General features: G+C 53.9%; 21 protein-coding genes. 11 read left to right on the forward strand and 10 right to left on the reverse strand.

Going from position 1 to position 24,558, the window contains the following annotated elements; genetic code table 11:
* Window positions 1-92: 92 nt before the first annotated feature.
* From F5984_RS07915 to F5984_RS07925, 3 genes are all read right to left on the reverse strand, one after another.
* Window positions 93-1,232 (reverse strand): acyl-CoA dehydrogenase, encoded by a 1,140-nt coding sequence (locus tag F5984_RS07915; RefSeq protein WP_185155455.1) that lies wholly within the window; start codon window positions 1,230-1,232, stop codon window positions 93-95.
* A gap of 110 nt (window positions 1,233-1,342) precedes the next feature.
* Window positions 1,343-2,080 (reverse strand): 3-oxoacyl-[acyl-carrier-protein] reductase, encoded by a 738-nt coding sequence (fabG, locus tag F5984_RS07920; RefSeq protein ID WP_152123700.1) that lies wholly within the window; start codon window positions 2,078-2,080, stop codon window positions 1,343-1,345.
* Window positions 2,081-2,230: 150 nt separating this feature from the next.
* Window positions 2,231-2,704: a MaoC family dehydratase gene (locus F5984_RS07925; RefSeq protein WP_152123701.1), complete on the reverse strand. Its 474-nt coding sequence runs from the start codon at window positions 2,702-2,704 to the stop codon at window positions 2,231-2,233.
* A gap of 65 nt (window positions 2,705-2,769) precedes the next feature.
* Here F5984_RS07925 and F5984_RS07930 point away from each other — a divergent pair, with 65 nt between their 5' ends.
* Window positions 2,770-3,588, forward strand: a complete 819-nt coding sequence (locus tag F5984_RS07930) for an alpha/beta fold hydrolase (protein ID WP_152123702.1) — start codon at window positions 2,770-2,772, stop codon at window positions 3,586-3,588.
* A 3-nt stretch (window positions 3,589-3,591) separates the two neighbouring features.
* On the opposite strand, the gene F5984_RS07935 is transcribed toward F5984_RS07930, so the two are convergent.
* Together F5984_RS07935 and F5984_RS07940 are read right to left on the reverse strand one after the other, a co-directional pair.
* Window positions 3,592-4,260, reverse strand: coding sequence for a TVP38/TMEM64 family protein (locus F5984_RS07935; protein ID WP_185155444.1), 669 nt, complete (start codon window positions 4,258-4,260; stop codon window positions 3,592-3,594).
* A gap of 25 nt (window positions 4,261-4,285) precedes the next feature.
* On the reverse strand, window positions 4,286-5,527 hold the full coding sequence (locus F5984_RS07940; RefSeq protein WP_246168863.1) for a peroxiredoxin family protein: 1,242 nt from the start codon (window positions 5,525-5,527) through the stop codon (window positions 4,286-4,288).
* Between the two features lie 110 nt (window positions 5,528-5,637).
* On the opposite strand from F5984_RS07940, the gene rsmH reads away from it, so the two are divergent.
* The 8 genes from rsmH to purQ all read left to right on the forward strand — a co-directional run bounded on the left by rsmH (window position 5,638) and on the right by purQ (window position 14,336).
* Complete coding sequence (rsmH, locus tag F5984_RS07945; RefSeq protein ID WP_152123703.1) at window positions 5,638-6,606, forward strand: 16S rRNA (cytosine(1402)-N(4))-methyltransferase RsmH; 969 nt, start codon at window positions 5,638-5,640, stop codon at window positions 6,604-6,606.
* Entirely contained in the window at window positions 6,543-6,932 is a 390-nt protein-coding gene (locus F5984_RS07950; RefSeq protein ID WP_152123704.1) for an FtsL-like putative cell division protein, read from the forward strand. Before rsmH ends, F5984_RS07950 begins: the two co-directional genes overlap by 64 nt.
* Window positions 6,922-9,042, forward strand: coding sequence for a penicillin-binding protein (locus F5984_RS07955; protein ID WP_152123705.1), 2,121 nt, complete (start codon window positions 6,922-6,924; stop codon window positions 9,040-9,042). The genes F5984_RS07950 and F5984_RS07955 overlap by 11 nt, the downstream gene beginning before the upstream one ends.
* 13 nt (window positions 9,043-9,055) lie before the next feature.
* Window positions 9,056-10,534, forward strand: coding sequence for a UDP-N-acetylmuramoyl-L-alanyl-D-glutamate--2,6-diaminopimelate ligase (locus tag F5984_RS07960; RefSeq protein WP_152123706.1), 1,479 nt, complete (start codon window positions 9,056-9,058; stop codon window positions 10,532-10,534).
* A 113-nt stretch (window positions 10,535-10,647) separates the two neighbouring features.
* The gene (gene mraY / locus F5984_RS07965) at window positions 10,648-11,859 is read left to right on the forward strand and encodes a phospho-N-acetylmuramoyl-pentapeptide-transferase (RefSeq protein ID WP_152123707.1); all 1,212 of its coding nucleotides are present in this window, start codon (window positions 10,648-10,650) and stop codon (window positions 11,857-11,859) included.
* Between the two features lie 38 nt (window positions 11,860-11,897).
* The gene (locus tag F5984_RS07970; protein WP_152123708.1) at window positions 11,898-12,647 is read left to right on the forward strand and encodes a 5'-nucleotidase C-terminal domain-containing protein; all 750 of its coding nucleotides are present in this window, start codon (window positions 11,898-11,900) and stop codon (window positions 12,645-12,647) included.
* The gene (locus F5984_RS07975; protein ID WP_152123709.1) at window positions 12,625-13,545 is read left to right on the forward strand and encodes a bifunctional metallophosphatase/5'-nucleotidase; all 921 of its coding nucleotides are present in this window, start codon (window positions 12,625-12,627) and stop codon (window positions 13,543-13,545) included. The genes F5984_RS07970 and F5984_RS07975 overlap by 23 nt, the downstream gene beginning before the upstream one ends.
* Before the next feature lie 101 nt (window positions 13,546-13,646).
* The gene (purQ, locus tag F5984_RS07980; RefSeq protein ID WP_152123710.1) at window positions 13,647-14,336 is read left to right on the forward strand and encodes a phosphoribosylformylglycinamidine synthase subunit PurQ; all 690 of its coding nucleotides are present in this window, start codon (window positions 13,647-13,649) and stop codon (window positions 14,334-14,336) included.
* Between the two features lie 121 nt (window positions 14,337-14,457).
* On the opposite strand, the gene F5984_RS07985 is transcribed toward purQ, so the two are convergent.
* The 3 genes from F5984_RS07985 to F5984_RS07995 form a co-directional block, all read right to left on the reverse strand.
* Window positions 14,458-15,786: a RagB/SusD family nutrient uptake outer membrane protein gene (locus tag F5984_RS07985; RefSeq protein WP_152123711.1), complete on the reverse strand. Its 1,329-nt coding sequence runs from the start codon at window positions 15,784-15,786 to the stop codon at window positions 14,458-14,460.
* A gap of 41 nt (window positions 15,787-15,827) precedes the next feature.
* Window positions 15,828-18,791 carry a SusC/RagA family TonB-linked outer membrane protein gene (locus tag F5984_RS07990; RefSeq protein ID WP_152123712.1) on the reverse strand — a complete coding sequence of 988 codons (2,964 nt, stop codon included), beginning with the start codon at window positions 18,789-18,791 and terminating at the stop codon, window positions 15,828-15,830.
* A 260-nt stretch (window positions 18,792-19,051) separates the two neighbouring features.
* Window positions 19,052-19,681 carry a LolA family protein gene (locus tag F5984_RS07995; protein ID WP_185155445.1) on the reverse strand — a complete coding sequence of 210 codons (630 nt, stop codon included), beginning with the start codon at window positions 19,679-19,681 and terminating at the stop codon, window positions 19,052-19,054.
* A gap of 458 nt (window positions 19,682-20,139) precedes the next feature.
* Here F5984_RS07995 and F5984_RS08000 point away from each other — a divergent pair, with 458 nt between their 5' ends.
* A complete protein-coding gene (locus tag F5984_RS08000) occupies window positions 20,140-21,291 on the forward strand; it encodes a sigma-54-dependent transcriptional regulator (RefSeq protein WP_152123713.1) in 1,152 nt (383 codons plus the stop codon).
* Between the two features lie 80 nt (window positions 21,292-21,371).
* On the opposite strand, the gene F5984_RS08005 is transcribed toward F5984_RS08000, so the two are convergent.
* Window positions 21,372-22,439 (reverse strand): acyl transferase, encoded by a 1,068-nt coding sequence (locus tag F5984_RS08005; RefSeq protein ID WP_152123714.1) that lies wholly within the window; start codon window positions 22,437-22,439, stop codon window positions 21,372-21,374.
* A 41-nt stretch (window positions 22,440-22,480) separates the two neighbouring features.
* Here F5984_RS08005 and F5984_RS08010 point away from each other — a divergent pair, with 41 nt between their 5' ends.
* A complete protein-coding gene (locus tag F5984_RS08010; protein ID WP_152123715.1) occupies window positions 22,481-23,035 on the forward strand; it encodes a hypothetical protein in 555 nt (184 codons plus the stop codon).
* 94 nt (window positions 23,036-23,129) lie between these two features.
* Here F5984_RS08010 and F5984_RS08015 read toward each other — a convergent pair whose 3' ends face one another.
* Window positions 23,130-24,320, reverse strand: a complete 1,191-nt coding sequence (locus F5984_RS08015; RefSeq protein WP_152123716.1) for a sensor histidine kinase — start codon at window positions 24,318-24,320, stop codon at window positions 23,130-23,132.
* Window positions 24,321-24,558: the final 238 nt, after the last annotated feature.

Below are 24,558 nucleotides of genomic sequence, written 5' to 3' on the forward strand. Positions count from 1 at the left end.
GGAAAAGTTTCCAAATAATAAAAAAAAAAGTACGTATTCGCTATGAACACGCACTTCCGTCTTAGAAAAATTTAGTTTTTGGTTCGCTATCTCTACCGAATTAGCTCGCGAGCAATTACTAATTTTTGTATTTCAGATGTCCCTTCATATATCTGGGTAATCTTGGCATCGCGCATGAGTCGCTCCACGTGATACTCCTTCACGTACCCGTAACCGCCATGAATCTGCACGGCCTCGGTGGTGGCCCACATGGCTACTTCCGACGCAAACAACTTAGCCATTGCGGCAGCCTGCACATAATCTTTGTGCTCATCTTTCAGGCGGGCAGCTTTGTACACCAGCAGGCGGGCGGCTTCAATCTTGGTGGCCATTTCGGCCAGTTTGAACTGAATAGCCTGATGGTCGAAAATCTGCCGGCCAAACGCCTTCCGCTCCTGGCTGTATTTCAACGATAATTCGTAAGCGCCGGCGGCAATGCCCAGCGCCTGCGCGGCAATCCCGATCCGGCCCCCGTTAAGGGTCGACATGGCGAACTTGAACCCGAAGCCATCGTCGCCAATGCGGTTTTCTTTAGGCACTTTCACGTCGGTAAACAGCAGCGAGTGCGTGTCTGACGCCCGAATCCCCATTTTGTCTTCTTTCTTACCAACGGTGAAGCCCGGTGTGCCTTTCTCCACAATCAGGGCGTTGATACCCCGGTGTTTTTTGTCGCGGTCGGTTTGGGCAATCACCAGAGCTACGCTCGACGAGTTGCCGTTCGTAATCCAGTTTTTGGTGCCGTTGACGAGATAATAATCGCCTTTATCTTCGGCGGTAGTGGCTTGTGAGGTAGCATCCGAGCCAGCTTCGGGCTCCGACAGGCAGAAGGCTCCAATGATTTGCCCGCTTGCCAGGGGAGTCAGGTATTTGTGCTTCTGCTCTTCGGTGCCGTACGCTTCCAGACCCCAGCACACGAGCGAGTTGTTGACGGACATAATCACCGAGGCCGACGGGTCGACTTTGGAGATTTCTTCCATCGCCAGTACGTACGAGACGGTGTCCATACCGCTGCCGCCATATTCGGGCGACACCATCATGCCCATGAAGCCGAGTTCGCCCATTTTCCGAACCTGCTCGGCCGGGAATTTAGCTTCATTGTCGCGCTCGACAATGCCGGGGAGCAATTCGTTCTGGGCAAAGTCGCGGGCGGCCTCCTGTACCGAAAGTTGTTCTTCGGAGAGGTTAAAATTCATTCCCTGTAATTCCAGCGTTGCTGATGCCATAGGGGGTAACGTTTGGTTTTAGTTAGTGTTTGAGAAGTGGTATAAAGGTACGAATTAATTGTATGCAAGCATACTAATTATCAACTTGCCTGACCGCCGTTGACCCCCAGAACCTGCCCGTTAACAAACGAAGCCTCGTCGGAAGCGAGGTACAGGTAGGCATAGGCAATATCTTCGGGCTCGCCCATGCGCTTCACCGGAATGGTTTGGATGGTGGCCTGCCGGGCTTCTTCGGGCATGGCATCGGTCATGTCGGTGCGGATAAAACCGGGGGCTACCGCATTGGCCGTAATTCCCTTGCTGCCCAGTTCTTTGGCCCAGGTGCGGCACATGGCTACTACGCCCGCTTTGGTAGCGGCATAATTGGTTTGCCCAAAATTGCCGTGTACTCCTACCACCGACGAGGTGCAGATAATCCGGCCGTAGCCTTTCTCGACCATGTAGGGCACTACGGCTTTGGTGCAGTTGAACACGCCTGTCAGGTTCACATCAATCACCTGTTGCCACTCGGTATGGCTCATTTTAAGGAGGGTCCGGTCGCGGGTAATGCCCGCATTGTTGACCAGAATGTCGATTCGGCCGTATTTTTCTACAACCCCTCGAACGGCCTCTTCCACAGCGGGCACATCGGTCACGCTGATCTTCATGTACTCGGCCTGTGCGCCCGTGGCCCGGATAGCCTCAGCGGTTTGAACGCCCTCATCGAGCATATCCCAAATGATAACGGTGGCTCCCTCACGGGCAAAAATCTGAGCGGCCGACCGACCAATGCCCCGGGCCGCGCCGGTGATAATGGCGACTTTGTTCTGTAAACGCATTTTGCTTTTTAATGGATGAAGTAAAATGGATAATGAATAATGGGTAACGCATAATGGACAGCCCGTTACGTGGAACTAAACCACCGCCTGCCAATGAATATGCATTGTTCATTGTTCATTGTTCATTGTTCATTGTTCATTGTTCATTGTTCATTGTTCATACAATAAACTAATCAATTCGGCTACACAGGCTGGTTTCTGCTGTCCTTCGACCTCAAACACGCACTCAACTACGGCCCGAACACCCGTAGCACCCTCGTTGGCGTTGGTAGGCTCCGCGTGGTGCAGCCATGCTTTCATCCGAACGCGGCTCCCGACGGGCACCGCACCTGTAAAGCGGATTTTATTGGCCCCGTAGTTAATACCCATTTTAACCGACTCGACCCGGTAGATCTCGGCCATGAGTTTGGGGGCCAGCGAGAGCGTCAGAAACCCGTGGGCAATGGTGGTGCCGTAGGGCGAAAACTGCCGGGCTTTTTCCTCATCGAGGTGAATCCACTGATGGTCGCCGGTAGCATCGGCGAATTTCTGGACCATCTCAGGTGTTACGGTCATGTACGCCGATTCGCCGAGCGACTGTCCGGCATGGGCCGAGAAGTCGGCTAATGTTGCGAAGGTTTGCATAGGGTGTGTTTGTTTATTGTTTTTCGCGGCCACGGTACCACTTGAACTTAGATTATTCTTTATCAATGCCCTCCGTTTTTGCATTCGACGCTCTTTACCTACATTACCACCAATGGGGGCATGGCTCAAGGGTGCTCCTCTGTTTTCATGGCATTGGGCAAGATGGCCGGGTGTTTGCGCCCTTTGGCGATTCGCTGGCCTCTTTCTTTACCATCTACAGCTTCGATTTGTTTTACCACGGTCAAAGTTCGGGAATCAACGGTAGCGTATATGCAGACCACGAAGCCCTTACACCCGACCGCTGGGCTCAACTACTCGACGCGTTTCTGACCGAACACCAGATAGACCAGGTTTCGGTGGCGGGTTTCAGCATGGGCGGGGTGTTTGCCCTGGCTACGGCCGAGCGTTTTGCCCACCGGATGGAGCGGCTTTGGTTGCTGGCCCCCGACGGTATCTCGACCAACGGCTGGTATGCCTTTGCAACCGGCTCAGGGTTGGGTCGCATGTTGTTTCGTTATTTTCTGAATCACCTACATCTACTACGAAGCCTGAGCGATACGCTCGTGCGGCTCGGATGGCTCGACCGTAGTCTGGTGCGGTTTGCCCAGAGTACACTGGCTACACCCGCCCAACGCGAGCGCGTGTACCGGTCGTGGATTGGTTTCCGGCCGCTGCGGCCCCACCTCGACACCTTGGCCGGGGTGCTCAATCAGTCGGCTATGCGAGTCACCATGTATCTGGGTGAATACGACCGGGTACTGCCCAAAACAGCCGTGGAGCCCTTGCTCAGGCGAGTGCCTGCGGCCGAGGTAATAGTGCTGCCGGTGGGGCACAACCGGCTGCTCGAAGCCATTGCCAAACGTATCGACGAGCGGTTAGGCTGACCTTTACTTACCCTTCAACACCCGCCACAACCCCACTACCGATACCAGCAGCAACGCGGCCACAATACCCTGTGTCCAGCCCAGGTTAGCCATGCCGCCCGATTGGGTGAGTAAGGCCCGCAGCTCACGCGCCTGACTCCCGGCCCAAACGGCCAGCGCCGTGCGGGGCACCATACCCAAAAAACCGCCCAGCAACACATTGTACAGCCGTGCCCCCGACAAGGCAAACACTAAGTTGGTCACGGCAAAGGGTAACACGGGCGAAAGTTTGGCGAAAAAGATAAACCGGAGTTCGCGCTGCCCGATGCGGTCGAGAATTTGACCTACCTTCGGGTTTTGTTCGAGATGATGCCGAAGGCGGTCGCCATCGAGCCAGTGAACAGCCGTGTTCACAAACAGAATGGCGACCATGTTTAGGGCAAACAAGGGAATGAGGGCGTTCCAACCCAAAAAGTAGCCAAATACTAAAGCCAGAAAAGTGGGCGGCATGAGCGCCAGCGCCGACGCCAACGCGCACACAACCGTCACCCCGACCCACTGCCCGGCCGTAAGGGCCGCCAGCACCGGCTCATTGACCAGCACCTGATACGTGATAAACGAACTGGTGAGCAAAGGAGCCACCGTCATCAGCGCACTGACCACCGCTGGCAGCGTAAGTTTGTTAGAAATCATAGACGAGCGGCCCGAATCGGCACCATTATTCGGCCAGTAGCTTCGTAATCAAGCCATTGAACTCGTCGACAAACTGATCGTAATAAACCCCGGTGCCCGGCCCGCTGAAACCGGTGTGAATGTGGCGTACCTGCCCTTTTTTGTCCAGAATAATGGTTGTCGGGAAAGCGACTACCCGATTCAGAGCTGGCAGGGCCTTGGCAGCTTCGGCCTTATCGTTGGTACCGGCCAGCAACACCGGATACTCGATACCAAACCGTTCTTTCATCCGCTGAATGCGCGGCCCCGACTCCGCCATGACGGCCGATTTCTCAAAAGCCAGACCCACCACCTCGACGCCCCGGCTCCGGTTTTTCTTGTACCACGGGCTCAGGAAGTTGGTTTCGTCCATGCAATTAGGGCACCACGAACCCAGAATCTGCACCACGGTCACTTTACCCTTGAACCGGTCGTCGGAAAGCGAAACCAGTTTGTTGGTGGGTTCTGGAAACGAAAACGAAAATTTCTGACCGGGTTTGATAAACGTCAGTTTCGCCGGGTCGGGCAGCGACGCGTTGGGGTCGAAACGGGCCGTCCAGGTTTCGGCATAGGTAGGCCCCGAATTAAACGTACCGGTCAAGGTTCGGCCGGCCGGGCCCGCTTTGGCTTTGGCTTTGAACAGAAACAGGTGCGAGCCATCGAAGCACGACAGCAGCAGGCTATCGCCGACTACATTCCCGGCCAGATACCGGTAGTCGCCGGTGGGCGTCAGAAACGTGCCCGCAATGGTGTTACCCTCCTGCTCAAACACGCCCACAGCAGCCGTCGTATCGGTTCCATCAGTGCTACGGAATGTAGTCGCCCATTTACCGGTCAGGTTGACCGAGGCCGCACGACCGTCGGGCGTGAAGCGGTAATTCAGGCCGTGTTGGGCTTCAAACGGAATGCTCTGGTACTCGTTGCCCGTCCGGCGCCGACGCCAGATACCCCGCATGGTTTTACCTTCCACCCGGGCCACAATCTCCGACTCAAACAGCGACATCGGAATCCGCAGTGTGTCGTTGCGGTACGTAGCCGCATCCATCGGCAGCCGTTCCTTACCATTTACGGCGTGCACGGTAAAGGTTTGTTTATCCGCCCCCGGCTGAATGTCGAGACCAAAGGGTAGCTCGCCCCCGGCGGTTTTAACGGTAGCGCGCCATACACCCGCCGTCAGCGGTTTTTCAGGTTGGGCCGTGCAGGCTGTAGAAAACGTTGCCAGTGAGAGCAGAAGCAGCAATTTGTTCATACCGCGAAAGAAACCAAAAATGAATATCTGAGCCGCCTGATTCACTTCCGGGGCGGTTTCGTTAAGTTTGTAACGGCCGACCGTTTCGATTTGGTTCCGCCCTATTTTGCATGACAACAAGTTACCATGAACCCGTAATGCTCACCGAGTGCCTCGATGGGCTGGCTATTAAGCCGGGCGGTATTTACGTAGACGTCACCTTCGGTGGAGGGGGACACAGCCGGGCTATTCTGGAACGAATGGACCCGAACAGTCGGCTTATTGCCTTTGACCAGGACGCCGACGCCCGCGCCAATGCCGAGGCTATCCACGACCCCCGCCTGACGTTTGTACCGGCCAACTTCCGCAACCTCAAACGGTTCTTGCGGCTGTACGGCATTAAGCAGGTGGATGGCATTCTGGCCGATTTGGGCATCTCGTCGCACCAGATTGACACGCCTGAACGGGGCTTTGCCACCCGGTTCGATGCCGACCTCGACATGCGCATGAATCAGCAGGCCGAGCGTTCGGCTAAGGCGGTGGTAAATACCGCTACCGAAGCCGAATTACACAAGATTCTGGGCATGTACGGCGAAATCACGAACGCCCGCACAGCCGCTACGGCCATTGTGGCCGCCCGCGCCAACCGCCCGCTGCAAACCGTCAACGACCTGAAAGCCGCCCTGCAACGACTGGCCCCACGGGGTAAGGAAAACAAGTTTTTTGCGCAGGTTTTTCAGGCCATCCGAATCGAAGTAAACGAAGAACTGAGCGTACTGGAGGAGTTTTTGGAACAGGTACCCGACACCCTCACGCCCGGCGGGCGGCTGGTGGTGATGAGCTACCACTCGCTCGAAGACCGGCTGGTCAAGAATTTCATTAACAAGGGTAAGTTTCACGGTGAGGTCGAAAAAGACCTCTATGGCAACGAGCTGAAACCGTTGCAAGCCGTCAACCGCAAGCCTATCGAAGCCTCCGCCGAGGAAATTAGCCGCAACCCCCGAGCACGTAGCGCCAAATTGAGAATTGCAGAAAAATGGCTCAAAACACCTTTCGCACCCCCAAAACCATTGCCCGGCAAAAACGCAAAAGCCGCCTGACCAACTGGGTCAACGATGTCATTGGTCTGGACCGGCTTTTCGGCGAGAATAACTCCTGGCCCATCCGCAACATCGACCGCATTTTGTGGATCACAATGTTGCTCATCATTTACATTGGGCTCACACACAATGCCGAGCGACTCGTGCGCCGGATTCAGCGGGCCAAAATTGAGCTCGATGAGCTGCGCGCGCAGTACACAACCCTACAGGCCGATTTCATGAAGAGCGGCAAACAGTCGGAGCTGAGCAAGCGCGTAGCGCCCCTTGGCCTGACCGATAGTCAAACTCCACCCCGTAAACTTGTTGTGAAGCCAGATGAGTATTAAGCAGGACTTCCTGAAGCGGGCCACCTACCTCTACCTGGGGCTGGTTGTGGTGGCCGTGGCCATTATAGCCAAACTGGTGTATGTACAGTATTTTCAGGTCTACGATGGTAAGCACTGGATTGAACGGCTCGAAGGCGTTAAGATTCGGCGCGATACGCTACGGGCCATGCGCGGCAACATTTATGCTGTCGACGGGAGCCTGATGGCAACCTCTATTCCAACCTATGAGGTAGGCCTTGACCCGACCATTGCCGACTCAGCGTATTTTGCCCAGAAGGTGGATTCCCTCGGCAGGTTGCTGTCCAAAATCTTTGGTGACCACTCGCCCGCCGAGTATGCCGATATGGCTCGCGACGCTCGCGAACACGGCAGGCAGTTTTTGCCTCTGTACAGCCGCCGGGTTACGTATGCCGAGCGGCAGTACATGCGCCAATGGCCGTTTTTCCGCCGTTCGGCTAAAATCAGTGCCCGCGGAGGGGTCTTCAGGCCGTACTACGAGCGGTATCATCCCTTCGGAGAAATGGCCAAACGAACCCTGGGCGACCTCGACGCGAAAACCGGTAAGGGGCTGATGGGCCTCGAAGCCAGTTTTCAGAAAAACCTGGCCGGGAAAAATGCCGTTGGGCTCGTGGAGGTTCTGAGCAATGGGGTAAAGAAACCGGTTGACGATGGCCCCGATATGCGCCCCGAAACGGGCATGGATTTGTACACCACGCTCGACGTGAACTACCAGGACATGGCTGAGTCGTCGTTGCGACAGTACATGGAGAAGTTTCAGGCCGACAAGGGAACGGTGATTGTGATGGAGGTACAAACGGGCGAGATCCGGGCAATGGCCAACCTCACCCGCTACCCGCGTTCCGACGGATCGGGCCAATACCTCGAAACGTTCAACCACGCCCTGGCTGGCCGTACCGACCCTGGCTCTACCTTCAAGCTGGTGAGCATGATGGCCTTGCTCGAAGAAAAAGCCATTACACCCAACAAAATTGTGCATACCGGCAACGGACGGCTGCGGTACCGAACCATCGACATTATTGACCCCAAACGGGGTGGGTACGGCACCCTGACCGCCCAGCAAGTGTTCGAAAAATCATCGAACATCGGTGTGCACCTGCTCATGCAGAGCTATTTTTACAAGCGCCCCGACCTGTACTGTCAATACCTGCGCCGGTTTCACCTGACTCAGCCCACGGGTATTCACATGAAAGGCGAAGGGGTTCCGTTTATTCGCAACCCAGACTCCAAGGGCTGGAGCAAGACCTCGCTCACGTTTATGTCGTACGGGTACGAGATGCTCATTACGCCTTTACAAATGCTCACTTTCTACAACGCCGTAGCCAACGACGGCCGTTGGGTGCGGCCCATGATTGTGAAAGAAATTCGGCAGGCCGGCGACCTCGTCGAGGCATTTGAGCCCTATGTGGCCCCCGAACCTATTGCGTCAAAAAAGACGATTCAACTGGCCAAACGAATGCTCGAAGGCGTGGTGGAGCGTGGTACCGCCCGCTCCATTATGAGCCCGTACTATAAAATTGCCGGCAAAACAGGTACCGCCCAGAAATACATGGGGGGCACCTTCCGCGAGGGTTTCTATTACTCGTCGTTTATCGGTTATTTCCCGGCCGACAAACCCAAGTACACCATTCTGGCCGCCATTGATAACCCCCGGTTCAGTAACATCGACTCGCTGTACGGCGGCAAAGTAGCCGCACCGGTCTTCCGCGCCGTAGCCGACCGGATTCATGCGTACGATATTCGGATGCACCCGCCCTTGCGTAAAAACAAAGCGCAGGCAGCTCCCCTACCCAAAGCAGGCTATGCCGAAGACCTCCACCTGATTAGTCAGGAGCTGGAACTGGGCAAAGAGCCATCGGTAGAAGGCTGGGTACGCACCACCGAAAATGGCAACTGGCAATCATTGCCCACCCGCGAGGGTAAAATGCCCGATGTACGCGGCCTGCCCCTGCGCGACGCCCTACCCCTGCTCGAAAACCGAGGGGTTCGGGTGGCTATTCGGGGGAGCCGACGCGGGCGCATTTCGGCCCAATCTGTAGAACCCGGCAGCGACCTCAAAAGTAACCGGGGTATCGTCTTGACATTAGAGTGAGTACCTTTGCCCTATGCAATTATCCTCTCTGCTATACAAAGTCCCGCTGCAAGCTACAGCGGGCAGCATGGATACCGACGTCACGCACCTGACCATGGACTCGCGCCGGGTGGCACCGGGGAGCCTGTTTATTGCCGTGCGGGGTACCGTTACCGACGGTCATGCGTATATCGATAAAGCCATTGAGCTGGGCGCATCGGCCATTTTGTGCGAGGCCCTGCCCGACCAAACCCCCGAGCACGTAACGTTTGTACAAGTTGCCGACTCGGCCCGGACAATGGGGCTAGTAGCCGCGAACTTTTACGGGCATCCGTCCAAGAAAATTCGGTTGGTCGGCGTGACCGGCACCAATGGCAAAACCTCGGTGGCCACGTTGCTTTTCCGGTTGTTCCGCTCACTCGGATACCGCTGCGGTCTCCTCTCGACGGTGCAAAACCAGATTGACGATACCGTAATCCCGGCCACGCACACAACGCCCGACGCCATCACGACCCACGAACTGCTCGTCAGGATGCTGGAGCACGGCTGTACGCACGTGTTTATGGAGGTAAGCTCGCACGCGGTAGTACAGGAGCGCATTGCGGGGCTGCATTTCGCGGGGGGTATTTTTACCAACATCACCCACGACCACCTCGACTTCCACAAAACCTTCGACAACTACATCAAGGCCAAAAAAGGCTTTTTCGACCAGCTGCCCCGTGCGGCTTTTGCCCTCACCAATGCCGACGATAAGCGGGGCGCTGTGATGCTCCAGAACACCCTGGCCCGCAAAGAGAGTTACTCGCTGCAAACGCTGGGCACGTTCAAAGGCAAGATTCTGGCCGACGGCCTGTTTGGGCTCGAAATGGACATCGACAACCGGCAGGTGTGGTTCAAACTCATCGGGCGGTTCAATGCGTACAACCTGCTGGCGGTGTATGGCGCGGCCGTGCTGCTGGGCGAAGACCCCGACGACGTGCTGACCCAGCTTTCGGGCCTGATGCCTCCGCCGGGCCGGTTCGAGCAGGTGATTTCGGACGATCGGATTGTGGGTATTGTCGATTACGCCCACACGCCCGACGCCCTGCAAAACGTACTCGAAACCATTGCCGAGTTTAGTCAGGAAAGCGAAACAGGCCGATTACCGCAAGTCATTACGGTGGTGGGCTGCGGGGGCAACCGCGACGCGGCCAAGCGCCCGCTTATGGCCGAGATTGCGTGCAAATTCAGCCAACGCGTGATTCTGACATCGGACAACCCCCGCCATGAGGAGCCGATGGCCATTCTGGAACAAATGCAGGCTGGCGTGCCCCCCATCGATTTCAAAAAAACCATCACGATAGAAGACCGGCGCGAGGCCATTGAGCGCGCCGTGGCCCTGGCCCAACCGCACGATATTATTCTGGTAGCGGGCAAAGGCCACGAAACGTATCAGGAAATCAAAGGCGTGAAATACGACTTCGACGACCGGCTCGTACTCCGCGAAGCTTTTGCAAACCGCGGAAAAGCGTAACTTTGTTTAATTAGTGAATGAGCGAATTAGTGAATGAGCGAATGAAGTCTTAAGCACACCCGCTTGCCTGTTATCATTCACTAATTCGCTCATTCACTCATTCACTCAATACAATGCTCTATTACCTCTTCTCGTACCTCGACCGGCAGTTCGATTTTCCCGGTGCACAGGTATTTCAGTACCTCTCGTTCCGGGCGTTGGGCGCCGTAGTTACCTCGTTGATTATCGGGGCGGTATTTGGCCGACGAATCATCGACTATCTCCGCAAACTGCAAATTGGCGAGTCGATTCGGGACCTGGGCCTCGAAGGGCAGATGCAGAAACGCGGCACGCCTACCATGGGGGGCTTCATTATTCTGGCCGCTCTGCTGATTCCGGTGCTGCTGTTTGCCAAACTCTCCAATGTGTACATTGTTCTGTTGCTGGTTTCGGCCGTCTGGACGGGCCTGATCGGGTTTCTGGACGACTACATCAAGGTATTCAAGAAAAACAAAGAGGGGCTACACGGTCGGTTCAAGATTGTAGGTCAGGTAGGATTGGGCCTGATTGTGGGCCTTACGCTGTCGTTTAACCGGTACGTAAAAATCCGGATTTACGACAAGCCCGTGGTGAGCACCAATATTGGCTCGGTATCGGTTTATGAAGACATCAAATCGACGCTGACCACGGTTCCGTTCCTGAAAAACAATGAGTTCGATTACAGCTCGCTTCTGTTTGGTGTACTTCCCGACGAGTACACCTGGATTATCTACACGGCGGTCTGTATTTTCATTATCACCGCCGTATCGAACGGGGCCAACATCACCGACGGTATCGACGGGCTGGCGGCTGGTTCGTCGGTTATTATTGCGCTTACGCTGGGGGTACTGGCGTACCTGTCGGGTAACGCCCGCTTTTCGGAATACCTCAACATCATGTACATCCCGAACTCGGGCGAGCTGGTTATTTTCTGCGCGGCCTTTGTTGGAGCCTGCGTGGGTTTTCTCTGGTACAACTCGTACCCGGCGCAGGTTTTCATGGGCGATACGGGTAGTCTTATGCTGGGGGGCGTGATTGCGGTAGTGGCATTGGCCATTCGGAAGGAGCTGCTGATTCCGCTCATGTGTGGTATTTTCCTCGTCGAGCTGCTGTCAGTCATGATTCAGGTGAGCTATTTCCGGTACACCAAGAAAAAGTACGGCGAAGGTCGGCGCATTTTCCTGATGTCGCCCTTACACCACCATTTTCAGAAAAAAGGCTACCACGAAGCCAAAATCGTGACGCGCTTCTGGATTGTGGGCATCATTCTGGCGGCCCTCACGCTGGCAACGCTAAAGCTGCGTTAGTGTAAACTTTTGAACGCCCAAAACGCGTTGATTCCATAATGACATCCAAACAGTGGCTCCCGGTCTGGCTCGTTCTTATTGGCCTTGCCGGCTGCAAACCAAGCTATCATCTAGGTCAGCAAAGCGCGACCCGACTAACGGTCGACTCGGTAACGGCCCAAACCGACCCCGGTATGGCGGCTTTTCTGCAACCCTATCGTCAGAAACTCGATCAGACCATGAACGAGGTCCTGACCCGGTCCACGGGCCGCATTGAGAAAGGGCAACCCGACGCTCCGCTCAACGATCTGCTCACCGACGCCCTGCTGAAACAGGCTACCCAGCGGTACGGTAAACCCATCGATTGCTCGCACCTGAACCTGGGGGGCATCCGAACCAATCTGCCCGCGGGCAACATCACCATCGGCTCTATTTACGAGGTGATGCCGTTTGATAATCAGTTGGTAGTAATGACCCTCAAAGGGGATATGCTTCAGCAGTTTCTGAATCACTTTGCGTCTTCTAACGCTTTGGTTATTGGCGGCTTACGTACCAAAATCAAGGATGGCAAAGTGCAGTCGGTACAGTTTACCAACGGCCGAACGCTACAGCCCAACGAGACGTACACCGTTGCCATGAGCGATTACATTGCCGACGGAGGTGAAAACGTAGGCTACATCAAAGGGGCTATTCGTCGCGAGAACCTGAACTACCTCATCCGCGATGCCTTCATCGATTATTTTCGTCAACAGGGTAAAACTGGTACCCCTTTAACCCCCGTATCGGATGGACGCGTTACTGTCGAATAGACGTCAGTTTCTGAAACTGCTGGGCTCGGCCGCGGTTGTTGGGGCTACTGCACCCGAGGTTTTGGCTAAGGCCAAAGCAACCCAAATCACCATTCTGCACACCAACGATGTGCACAGTCGGCTCGACCCGTTTCCGTTCGATGGCGGACGCAACGCGGGTAAAGGGGGCGTGGCCCGACGCCTGACGCTCATCCAGCAGATTCGGAAGGAGAAACCTCACGTACTGCTGTTCGATGCGGGTGATATTTTTCAAGGTACCCCCTATTTCAACCTGTACCTCGGTGAGCCCGAAATTCTGGCTATGAACCGGCTTGGCTACGATGCAGGCACCATTGGCAACCACGATTTCGACGGAGGTATCGACAATATGCGTACCCAGTTTGCCAAAGCCGACTTTCCGTTTCTGATTGCCAACTACGATTTCCGAAATACCGTGATGGACGGCCGTACCAAACCCTACCAGGTATTTGTGCGTGGTGGTGTTCGGATTGGTGTATTTGGTCTCGGTATTGAGCCGAAGGGTCTGATTCCGACGGATGCCTACCGCGAAACCAAGTACCTCGACCCGATTGAGATCGGCAACGATATGGCCCGGCGGCTGCGTCAGGACGAGAAATGCAGCTACGTGATTTGCCTCTCGCATCTGGGGTTCAAATACAACGATGCTACGGTTTCAGACAACGTACTGGCGGCCAAAACCCGCCACATTGATCTGATTATCGGGGGGCACACGCACACGTTTCTGAACGCCCCGGTATCGGTCAATAATCTCGATGGTAAACCCACACTCATCAATCAGGTAGGCTTTGCCGGTATTCATCTGGGGCAGCTCGACCTGACGTTTGAGCGGGGCAAGGCGACCTTAAATGACGGTAAACCAGTAGCGGTGCACGGTTAATTCGTATCTTTGCAACCAAGAGAGAAAAGAGTAAACGAGTGGTTAAGCCGCTGTGATCTGGATGTTATTCTTTCTCCCTTTCACTATTTCGCTTTTCAGTTATGAAATTTGGCGTTGTCGTATTCCCCGGCTCAAACTGCGATCAGGATGCAGTAGATGCCCTGACCCTGATGGGCCAGCCTGTTGTGAAACTCTGGCACAAAGACCACGACCTGCAAGGTTGTGACTTTATCCTGTTGCCCGGCGGTTTTGCCCACGGCGATTATCTGCGGACGGGGGCCATTGCCCGGTTCTCGCCCATTATGAACGAGGTAATTGCGCACGCCAACCGGGGTGGCTACCTGATGGGAATCTGCAACGGTTTTCAGGTGTTGGCCGAGGCCCGTCTGGTACCGGGCGTACTGCTGCGTAACCTCAGCCAGAAGTACACCTGCAAAAACATTTATCTGAAGCCACAGTCGTCGAGCGTACTGGTTTCGGCGGGGCTCGACAAAGAGCAACCGCTGAAAATCCCGATTGCCCACGGCGATGGCCGGTACTACGCCGACGCTGATACGCTGAAACAACTAAACGACAACGATCAGGTGATTTTCCGCTACTGCGACGAAACCGGTGCCATTACCGACGCGGCTAACCCCAATGGTAGCCTCGAAAATATCGCCGGCGTGGCCAACGAGCGCAAGAATGTATTTGGTATGATGCCCCACCCCGAGCGTGCCGCCGACCCCCTGCTGGGCAATACCGACGGCCGTCTGATTCTGGAGCAACTCGTTACGAGTGTGCTGGCGTAAAATGATTCTGTTTGTGGGACTCACTTTCTCAGATCCCATCAATAGACTGGCTCTCGTTCGAAACAATACAACCAAAAAGCCCCGCTGAGAAATCAGCGGGGCTTTTTGGTTGCAAGCATTATTACGGGTTGAAGACATCCCAGTTCACTTCGGCAACGGGGCGCTCCAGCCGCTCCAGCACTTTCATACCGGCTACAGGCAGTACAATCTCACCCAGCTTGTTGTACCGGCGCATATCGACCCACCGGTGCCCTTCGTAGAACAGCGAGTACAGACGCTCTTTCAGAATGGCGTTGATCAACGCATCGCGTGTGGTGGCACCGGCGTACGCAGGCAGACCTGCTGCCGTCCGTACGATGTTGAGGTGGCGGGTGGCCTCGGCCGCGTTACCTTGCTGAGCCGCAATTTCGGCCGCAATCAAAATCAGCTCTTCATTACGAATAATCGGTACAGGATCGTTGGCACTTGCGTACATATTAGTCAGGTACGGCGTACTGTACGTAACGCCCGACGTGTACGTAAGTGGCGTAGCCAACCGACGTACCTTTCCTACGCGCTTGTCGTTGGCTTCGGCGGCATCGAATACCTGCTGAACACCCACAATCTGACTCGATGCCGTGTTGAGCAGCGGATTAGCCCGGTCGGGGGGGGTGGCATTGAACGTATGCCGTGGCCCAGCGTTCAGGTCGCCCGTTGCACTGTAAAATGTTTGCGGAAGTAAGGTAGCCGCCTTGGCCCAATCGGCCTGATAAATAGCGACCCGCAACGCAATAGCCCGGTTGAACCGCTTAAAGGCCGCTGGGGTATCGAAACCCGCATACCCGGACGGCAACGTGTACGGGAACGCAGTGCCAGCCTGATCGAGCTGGGCAGCACCGTCGTCCAGAATTTTCGCGATACCCGTCAGCGACTCAGCATAACTGGCAGGCTTACTCGGCTTGAAGGGGTCTTCTACATTCAAACGAACGCCGTTGGAACCCTGCGCATTAAGCATATACAGATAGGCCAACCCCTTAAATGTATTAGCAATACCCCGATAGCCGTTTTTCTCACGATCGGTTACCGAGTTGGTGTTGTTCACAGCCGCCAGTGTAATGTTGGCCTGACGTACCGGTAAACCAAACGCCGTAGTTGCCCCGTTGTAAAAGGCCGAGTTATCGATGGGACGCAACCCGTTGAGCTCGGTAAGCCAGCGTGACTCGGTTCCGTTGAAGTTGAACAGCTCTTTGCCCAACGTACCCACTACCCAGAGGTAGGTCTGGATGCCGTCACGGGCAATAGAAACCTGCCCAATTGAAAGCCCATCAAGTTGAGCTTTGGTAGCATTGTTGGTAACAGCCCCTACACTGGGGTAGTTTGGGTCAATCACCTCTTCGGTCTGCAACGGGTTACAGGCCGTAAAACCGCCTACCAGCAGCGTGGTAAGCAGCATTTGTGTATGTTTTTTCATAGTGAATCTCTTCTTTGAATGTCTCGGTCCGACAAAAACCCTTAAAAATCAACAGCAATGTGGAACATCATCCGGCGCACTGCGGGCGACGAACCCAGGTCGACCCCGCCACCCAGCGCGAGCGAACCAAAGTTTGAGTTTTCAGGGTCGTAGCCAGCCGTGTAGTTGGTCCAGCGGAGCAAATGGTTGCCCGAAACCCCAAACCGAACATTGCTTACCGTATTACCAAACACACTCTTGAGCGTTGCTGTCGGCACGCGGTAGTACAAAGCCACTTCACGCAGCTTCAGGAAGCTGTACACGTCGGGGTTGTAGCCCGGCTTCGGGTCGCCATTGTCACCGAGACCGTTTACGTTCTGACGATATATACCGTTGGGCGTTTTACCGTCATTGCCAATGTCGTCGGTTTCGTTCCAGTCATAGGTGTTGCCGCCTTCATCCCAAAGCACGCGCGACAGCGACACCACCGTAAACCGGTGCCGATAGTTAAGCAGGGCTGAGAATTCGAAGTTTTTGAGGAACGTAATCCGGTTCATCAATGACAGTTCGTACTTCGGTTGCTGATCGCCATATACGGTCCACGAACGCGGGTCGTTCGGGTCGGTGCGGGGCTGGCCCACAATCTGCGTGGGCGAGAAACCCTCTTTCACGCGCCATTGGCCAAACGTAGCACCGAAGCCTCCGGTCAGGCGTTCGGGAATGGCAAGCCGGGTAATTTTTGAGCGGTTATACCAGAAAATAGGCTGTACAAACCAGCTGAAGTTAGAGCTGCGTACCACATCGGCACCAAGCGTCAGCTCAAGACCCCGGTTGGTCAGGTCGGCCGCGTTGATCTGTGTGGAGGTAACCCCGGTAGTGGGGGCCGTGGTCAGGGGCTGAATCAGGTCAAATACCTTCTTGTTATACAGGGTCAGCTCACCCGTTACGCGGCCGTTGAACAGACCGAAATCCAGACCATATTCCAGCTCAGTAGCCCGCTCAGGCTTGATGCTTGCGTTACCCAAAATTGTCGACGGTACCAGGCCGCCCAGACCACCTACCCCGCTTACCGTAAGCTGTGAGTACGTTGTGCCGAACGTTGGCAGACCGGCCGTAGCCCCGTAAGCAACGCGGAACTTCATTTGGCTCACAGCACTGCCGGCCCAGTCGCCAAAGCGAGCTGCATTGACCGCCAGCGAGGCCCGCGGGAAGGCATAGAATTTATCGAAGTCGGCATTGAGCGTCGATTTATCGAAACGAATACCGACCGAACCAATCACTTTGTCTTCAAAGTTGGCATCTTGCTGAGCAAACAAACCAACGTCTGTATTACGCTGATAATCAACGAATCCGTCGATTACTTTTCCGCGTGAGGGGTTCGAAACACCTGCTGGCAGGCCCGTACCGCGTACAAAATTAGAGCGTAAGTATTTCGTGAGCCGAACCGCCCCCGCTGAGCTCGTCAGGTTCAAACGACCGTCCATGAGCGATTGCGTGTAGATAGCCGACAACTGCACATTGGAGTTGAACACTTCGGTGCGCGTGTCCTGCGCGAAGCCGGGGTTAGCCTCGGCCCGCTGCGATTGCAGATCGGACGGCAACCAGATCAGGGCATACCCGTTCTGATAATCCAAACCACCATTGACCCGGAACGTCAGCGACGACCGCTCGTTGTTGATCGCCCGGGCGTTTACCGTGAAGCCTTGCAGCACGCGGTTGTTCTTCTGGTTATTGATAGCCCGGTCGCGTACAGCCAATGGGTTTTCACCCACGCCCGAACCATTGTCTGGATAACGGCCGTTAGCATCCGGGTAAAGATTAATGTAGGGCTTGGTGTAGGGCAACGAGTAACCGTAGTTAATGTAGGAGTTGTCGTTACCGGTCCAACCACGGTCGTTGTCGCTCACGATATAGTTGGAATTTACCCCAAAGTCGAGCCAGCTCGATAATTTATGGTCAATATTAGCCCGGATTGAGTAGCGCTTGAAACCGGTATTCTTGATAATACCTTTTTCGTTCTGCATACTTCCGTTCACGTAGAACTTCGTGCGCTCGTTCCCACCCGTAATACCCAACCGTGTATTAGTGATTTGTCCGGTACCGCCAAACACTACCCGCTCCCAATCGGTATAGGTACCGTTGGCTTTAGCCTCCCGCAAGAGCGGAATCTCTGACTTATCGAAATAGTTGGTCAGTTTCTCCTCCGTCCAGTCGGCACCACCATAAAAACTCATGGCTTTACTGATGCCCACGTCCTGCCCAAACGAAACCGTCGTTTTGCCGCCTTTGCCCCGCTTTGTGGTGATAATTACTACCCCGGCATTGGCGCGGGTACCATAAATAGCAGCCGCCGACGAGCCTTTCAACACCTCTACCGTCTCAATATCGTCGGGGTTTAGGTCGGCCAGGCGGTTGGCGTTGTTATCCTGCGTACTCGCGGCTGAGCCGGCTGCCGCTTTGTTAGCAGCCGAACGCCCGTTGGAATACTGCCCATTGTCAATGTACACACCATCGACAATAAATAGCGGCTGCGATGCCGAGGCACCGAGCGTAGATACCCCCCGGAATTGCAGGTTGAAACCACCACCCGGCACCGATGAGTTGGCCACAATGTTGGCCCCGGCAATTTTTCCCTGAAACGCACCGTCGGTGGTTGTGGGCGTTGTGGTTCCAGTCAGAGCCTTACTATCCAGCAGGGTTACGGCATTGGCCAGGTTTGAGCGCTTTACATTGGTAGCCAAACCCGACACCACTACCTCTTCCAAGTTGGCGACATCTTCCGCCAAACTTACATCCAAAGACGTTTGCCCATTGCCCAAGTCCTGCTCTTTTGACAAAAAGCCGATGCTTGAAATCTGAACCCGGCCTGTAGCGGGGACGTCGGACAAGGTGTATCGCCCCTGTGCATCGGTAGTGGCCCCACGATTTGTACCACGGATCACAATGTTAGCCCCCGGTATTGGCTGACCATTGGCGTCTCGGACTACGCCCGATAAGGTTCGAGACTGCGCCCAGGCCGTTGCCATCGTTATTCCCGATAGCAGAATTAGATTTAATAGATGTTTCCTCATAATTATGATTCACAATATTTTAGGTAAAGAATTGGGTGTAATGTACAAATATTATTTTCTCTTCTAGTATATTACCCCTATAAACCTCTTTTTGTAAGTCGATTTTAAATATAATTTTTCGTATTTTTTTATGTCAACTACTTATAAATGAGCATAAAAAAAGAGAACCTCTGTAGGGGTTCTCCTTTATACAATTTTGTAAGTGGTATCTTATCTTAACGTAAGTCAACTACCTCAACGCCGGGATATTTCGCTTTATCGAATACAAAATAGGCGTCGGTGATAGCCACATTGGGCGTGAATTTGCTGATCGAATACGTCGTTTTCTTGCCAGCCTTATCAGTAATTTGCCAGCTCCGAATCGACTTATCGGCCTTATCAACGCTGATTTGTACTTTCGAAACCTGCGTATTTTTCTTCTCGGGCGTCAGTTCAACAACTTCAACTGGTTTTCCGGCCAGTTTCTGATCACCCACAAAGCGGTAGTTGAAGCCTTTTTTATAAATCGAATAGATCCGACTCGGGTTAAAATCATTGTTGGCGCTGCCGTCATAGTCCTGCACGTTCACCTCGTTTGATTCCTTGATGTACGTCGACATAGTTTTGCCGTCGTTGAAAACTTCCTGCCCGCCAAGCTTAAGCCGAAACTTCTGATCTTTCACCGTCAGATCGCCTTTGAGGGGAGCCGCCCCGTCGCCGGTGAAGGAAAAAGAGGCCTGATACGTTTTGTACGTTTTGTATTTTTTACTCATCGCATCCAGGATGTCTCCGGCACGCTTATCTTTCTGGGCTAAGGCTGGCAACGTCAGCATAACCGCCACCAACGCCATGAGTGCTTTTCTCATTCTTATCGTTTCGGATTAATAAAATTGCCCGCAAAATTGGCAATCTGTTTTCAGTTAGACAGACTTACCTTCCAAAAAGTTTAACGCACCGTATAATTCTGTCTGGCCAAGCCCGGTTTTTGGGGGAGACCGGTGGTTGGCTAGAGCACCGTGCCACACTCGGTCATAAAGCCAGAAAGTCGTGCTTGAGCCCAATATAAGTTTTCGTAGATTCGTGCAAAGTCACTTTCCCTTACAAGCAGGTTAAATTTGGCCTAATGAAAGCGTTACTTCTGTTTTGTACATGTATTACTTGTCGACAGTAAATACGCAATTGGATATTTATGCACGCAGCTTCATTCTTACTTTTTGTCTCAAAAAAAAGAAGCTCTACTTGCAAACTGAGGGCCTTTCCTCTTACATTCGTCCGATTTACGCGCTGACATCCCAGCCGCAGTTGACTAAGTTATTCCGCTACTATGGCTAAAATCATCATCATTGATGACGAGAAGAGCATCCGTGCAGCCTTGCGCGATATTCTTGAATACGAAGGGTACGATGTAGAAGAAGCCAAAGACGGCGAGGAAGGCCTGGACATGATTCTGAGGTCGAATTATGACGTAGCGCTCTGCGATATTAAGATGCCCAAGATTGACGGTCTGGAGCTGCTTCTGAAAGTAGGTGAAGCCGGCAAAGGCACGCAATTCGTCATGGTATCGGCCTTTGGCAACGTCGAAAATGCCGTAGAAGCTACCAAACGGGGCGCCTTCGATTTTATCACTAAACCACCCGATCTGAACCGGCTGCTCGTTACGGTGCGCAACGCCCTGGAGCGGTCGAAGATGGCGCAGGAAACCAAAACCCTCCGCAAACGAATCTACAAACTGAACGAGATTGTTGGAGATTCGGCCCCGATCAGGAAGGTTAAAGAGACCATCAACCGCGTGGCCGCTACCGAAGCGCGTGTGCTCGTAACGGGCCCCAACGGCTCCGGTAAAGAGATGGTAGCCAAGCAAATTCATGAGAAAGGCAACCGCGCCAATATGCCACTCGTGGAGGTAAACTGTGCCGCTATTCCAAGCGAACTCATTGAGAGCGAATTGTTTGGCCATGAAAAAGGAGCCTTTACGGGGGCTATGGCCAAGCGCGTTGGTAAGTTTGAACAGGCCGACGGCGGCACGCTATTCCTCGACGAAATTGGCGACATGAGCCTGTCGGCTCAGGCCAAGGTGCTGCGGGCTCTTCAGGAAAATAAAATTACCCGTGTGGGTGGCGACAAAGAAATCCGGGTCAATGTTCGGGTGATTGCCGCTACGAACAAAGACCTCCGCCGGGAAATTGCCGAAGGGAACTTCCGGGAAGACTTATTCCACCGCCTAAGCGTTATTGTGATTCATGTGCCCGCCCTGGCCGAGCGCAAAGAAGACATTGGCCTCCTGGCCGATAAATTCTTGCAGGATATTGCTTCGGAGTACGGCGCGCCCGTTAAAGAACTCAGCCCCGATGCGATCCGGCAGCTGGAGTCGCTCCCGTGGACGGGTAACGTGCGCGAGCTACGCAACGTGATTGAGCGCCTGGTGATCATGTGCGGAGACACCATCACCGGCGAAGATGTAGCGTTGTATGCATAAGAAGGAGAAGGGAGGAAAGGGAGAAGGCAAACCGTGCGTCAGCCCCTTCTCCCTTTCCTCATTTAGCCCTTTATTCCTTTCTATACCATCAAATTACACCCCCGCACGTCGGAATTATCAAAACGGCCCATCACCCGGAACGTACCCGGTTCTGGGCCGTTTTGGCCTAAGTCCTGGGTCTCGATAAAGCTACAGGAGTCCAGATTAGCCAAATCAATGACGTTGATGCCGCCCGTACGGGTATAACTGGCCGGGAAAATGGTAAACGGATCGTTGATGTCGCGCAACCGAATCTGCATGGTCGCACCCGGCCTGAATACGCCCTCACCCGTCGAATAGCCTTGCGACAGCAACTCGGTCATGCCGTACTCTGAGTGAATGTGGGGCGTTTGCAGTCGGTCGGTCAGAATTTCGTGCACTTCCTCCCGTAGCATTTCGCGCCGACGCCCTTTCATGCCCCCGGTTTCCATGACCCACACGCGCTTACTTTCGCCAATAAATGCTAAGTTCGTTGCCGACTCCACCCAGTCGAGTAAGGCAAAGGTTACGCCCATCAGGAGAATGGTCCGGGAAGAGGTATCGAGCAGATGCTCAATCCGGCGGGTTAGCCCGTCGGTGTCGTGCAGATAAAAACCCGAATCAACCGACCCGGTTTGCTCGATAAACTGTCGAACCATATACACCAGCGACGAGTTATTTCGTTCAAGGTAAGACGGTAACAGTGCCAGAATATGGACGTTAGTCAGCGGGCCGTACGTAGCTTCAAAGATCTGCCGACTTACCTGATCGTACAAAGGCTCATCGAAGAGGTAATGGTGGCTGGTGTTGGCCCCGGTGGTTCCGCTACTGGCAAAGCACACGGCCGATTCAAGGTTCGCCTGCGTAAGCCCCTCCGCCGAAACGATGGCGTGGTGTTTGAAAAAACCGATGGGCATAAACGGCACCTGAGTCAACTGCCGAACCCCATCGACCTCGACATGGAGGGCGTTCAGAAACGCCCGGTACGTTGGATTGAGGGCCGCCTGATACCGAAAAACGTCGAGCGCCAGCGACTCAAACGAGTGGGCATCAACGGTTAAAATACGCTGTCTGAGACTCGCCCGTATGCGAGCCCACTCTGGCGGGAGACATTGAAGTAAATTTTGCAAGCGAAAAACTATATTAGCTTCTGTTACGATTTTACAACACCATGCAACGGCAACTAATTCACGGCGCTATCCTGCTCTTCGGGCTCTCCTTCATTCTGGCCTCATGCTGGAACGAACCTGATTTCGACGAAACGCCCAAAATTGAATATTTCGGTATGTCTCCCTTTCGCCGGTTGCCTGCCCGCCCCGTTGTAGGGGGTGGTGAGCGCGACTCGGTCATCATCTCGGTGAAATTTACGGATGGCGACGGTGACCTGGGCGAGAATACCCCGCGCAACAAAGCCGACTCAGCCGTGGTGGCCGAGCGTTACAAAGACGGCTGGGGTAATTACGAAATCAAGACCTTCCGGTTTGTAAATGGCCGATTTGAAGCGTTTGACCTTCCCGAAAACCGGTTTTTACTCTTTCCGCGTCTGACCCGCGAAGGACAGCGGGGCGCTATTGAGGGCACCCTTGATTTACGGCAGGTTTTCTTCTACACCCGTAACGCACAGATATTGCCGGTGAAGTTCCAGATTCGGATTCGCGACCGGGCCCTGCGCGTGAGCAACACCATCGAAACCGATACCATTCGGGTACCTATTTTGGCCCGATAAGGGAGAAGGCAGGAAAGGAGAAAGTGCCAGCCTAATGGTTTCCTTTCTCCTTTCCTGCCTTCTCCTTTCCTGCCTTCTCCTTTCCTACCTTATTTCATGTCTCCTTGTTCAGCACAATCCTGAACGTAGTGCCTTTACCAACTTCGGAGCTTTTGACAAAAAGGCGACCATTGTGGTATTCTTCGACAATGCGCTTAGCCAGGGTTAGCCCCAGCCCCCATCCCCGCTTTTTAGTGCTGTAGCCGGGAGCAAACACCTTCTGAAGGTTCGCTTTTGAAATGCCCTTGCCCGTATCGCTGATGTCAATCGCGACTTCGTCGTTATGGAGTGGAATCATTCGGAGACGTAACTCACCCACCCCCGCCATAGCATCAACCGCATTTTTGCAGATATTTTCAATTACCCACTCAAACAGCAAACGGTTTATTCGCACCACCTGTGTAGGGGGCAAATTGCTTTCGACGGTCATTTTTACCTTGGTCGATATTCGACGGGCGAGGTAATCGGTGAAGTGCGTTACCACCTCGTTCAGATTCTCCTCTTTTAGCGTCGGAATAGAGCCAATGCTGGAGAAACGAGCCGTAATTGTGTTCAAACGCTGTACATCTTTCTCAATCTCATCTGTCACCGACTCCTCATAATGCTCAGGGTCTGAGCGCATGTACTCTACCCAGGCCATCAACGACGACAGAGGGGTACCTAATTGGTGGGCCGTTTCTTTAGCAAGCCCCACCCAAACCCGATTCTGCTCGGCCCGGCGCGACGAGCTGAACGACAGGTACGCTAACAGGCCGAGCGCCGTCAGAATAGCAATCAGGGCGTACGGGAAATAGCGGAGTTGCCGAATTAAGGTCGAGTTGTTGTAATACACCAGGCCAAAGTCGCCGTCTCGCAAATCCACCCGAATCGGCGAGTGGTTCTTTCGCATCTCAAGGATTTGTTGCCGCAAAAATTGCTTTGTCTCATCGGCAGAGAGGTCTTGTGGAATGTCGATATTCAACTTATAAGCCGGCTCATTCTGCTCGTTGACATAGATAGCCGGTATTGTTTTATTGGCCACCAAGACTTCCTGCACAATAAAGTTTACGTCTGTATTGACATCGGCGGTTTGCACGTAGCCAAGCGCCCGGGCGTACAGTTGCACATACTGCTCCTCCCGATCTTCCAGCTTGTTGATAATTCGGTTGATGAAAATCAAAGCCCCCGATCCCACCAACAGTAGGTTAAGCGCCACAATGATCTTCAGTATATTATTCTGGCTGTAAATATCGAATGACTTCAGCATGGATCTGTTTAAACACTTCAACAAGCAATAGTAACGACTGGGCCGGGCATTTTAGCACCTTTACCCGAAAATCAAGGGCTTGGCGCAACCTCCTGCGTATGTTTGAAAAGGCTATTCCGGTAAACCACATTAGATTCTGGTAAAAAACGAACGTGGGCCCCCGATCAATTGTTCTGGTTGAAAATAGGATATTAGCCAGATACTGGCAGCTTGTTTAAATAGATTCTAAATAACAAGC

Source organism: Rudanella paleaurantiibacter, assembly GCF_009184635.1.
Classification (GTDB): domain Bacteria; phylum Bacteroidota; class Bacteroidia; order Cytophagales; family Spirosomataceae; genus Rudanella; species Rudanella paleaurantiibacter.

Coding starts and splice junctions, on each gene's coding strand:
- F5984_RS07915 (WP_185155455.1), bottom strand. CDS start 1,232: ATGAATTTTAACCTCTCCGAAGAACAACTTTCGGTACAGGAGGCCGCC.
- fabG (WP_152123700.1), bottom strand. CDS start 2,080: ATGCGTTTACAGAACAAAGTCGCCATTATCACCGGCGCGGCCCGGGGC.
- F5984_RS07925 (WP_152123701.1), bottom strand. CDS start 2,704: ATGCAAACCTTCGCAACATTAGCCGACTTCTCGGCCCATGCCGGACAG.
- F5984_RS07930 (WP_152123702.1), top strand. CDS start 2,770: ATGCCCTCCGTTTTTGCATTCGACGCTCTTTACCTACATTACCACCAA.
- F5984_RS07935 (WP_185155444.1), bottom strand. CDS start 4,260: ATGATTTCTAACAAACTTACGCTGCCAGCGGTGGTCAGTGCGCTGATG.
- F5984_RS07940 (WP_246168863.1), bottom strand. CDS start 5,527: ATGAACAAATTGCTGCTTCTGCTCTCACTGGCAACGTTTTCTACAGCC.
- rsmH (WP_152123703.1), top strand. CDS start 5,638: ATGACAACAAGTTACCATGAACCCGTAATGCTCACCGAGTGCCTCGAT.
- F5984_RS07950 (WP_152123704.1), top strand. CDS start 6,543: ATGGCTCAAAACACCTTTCGCACCCCCAAAACCATTGCCCGGCAAAAA.
- F5984_RS07955 (WP_152123705.1), top strand. CDS start 6,922: ATGAGTATTAAGCAGGACTTCCTGAAGCGGGCCACCTACCTCTACCTG.
- F5984_RS07960 (WP_152123706.1), top strand. CDS start 9,056: ATGCAATTATCCTCTCTGCTATACAAAGTCCCGCTGCAAGCTACAGCG.
- mraY (WP_152123707.1), top strand. CDS start 10,648: ATGCTCTATTACCTCTTCTCGTACCTCGACCGGCAGTTCGATTTTCCC.
- F5984_RS07970 (WP_152123708.1), top strand. CDS start 11,898: ATGACATCCAAACAGTGGCTCCCGGTCTGGCTCGTTCTTATTGGCCTT.
- F5984_RS07975 (WP_152123709.1), top strand. CDS start 12,625: ATGGACGCGTTACTGTCGAATAGACGTCAGTTTCTGAAACTGCTGGGC.
- purQ (WP_152123710.1), top strand. CDS start 13,647: ATGAAATTTGGCGTTGTCGTATTCCCCGGCTCAAACTGCGATCAGGAT.
- F5984_RS07985 (WP_152123711.1), bottom strand. CDS start 15,786: ATGAAAAAACATACACAAATGCTGCTTACCACGCTGCTGGTAGGCGGT.
- F5984_RS07990 (WP_152123712.1), bottom strand. CDS start 18,791: ATGGCAACGGCCTGGGCGCAGTCTCGAACCTTATCGGGCGTAGTCCGA.
- F5984_RS07995 (WP_185155445.1), bottom strand. CDS start 19,681: ATGAGAAAAGCACTCATGGCGTTGGTGGCGGTTATGCTGACGTTGCCA.
- F5984_RS08000 (WP_152123713.1), top strand. CDS start 20,140: ATGGCTAAAATCATCATCATTGATGACGAGAAGAGCATCCGTGCAGCC.
- F5984_RS08010 (WP_152123715.1), top strand. CDS start 22,481: ATGCAACGGCAACTAATTCACGGCGCTATCCTGCTCTTCGGGCTCTCC.
- F5984_RS08015 (WP_152123716.1), bottom strand. CDS start 24,320: ATGCTGAAGTCATTCGATATTTACAGCCAGAATAATATACTGAAGATC.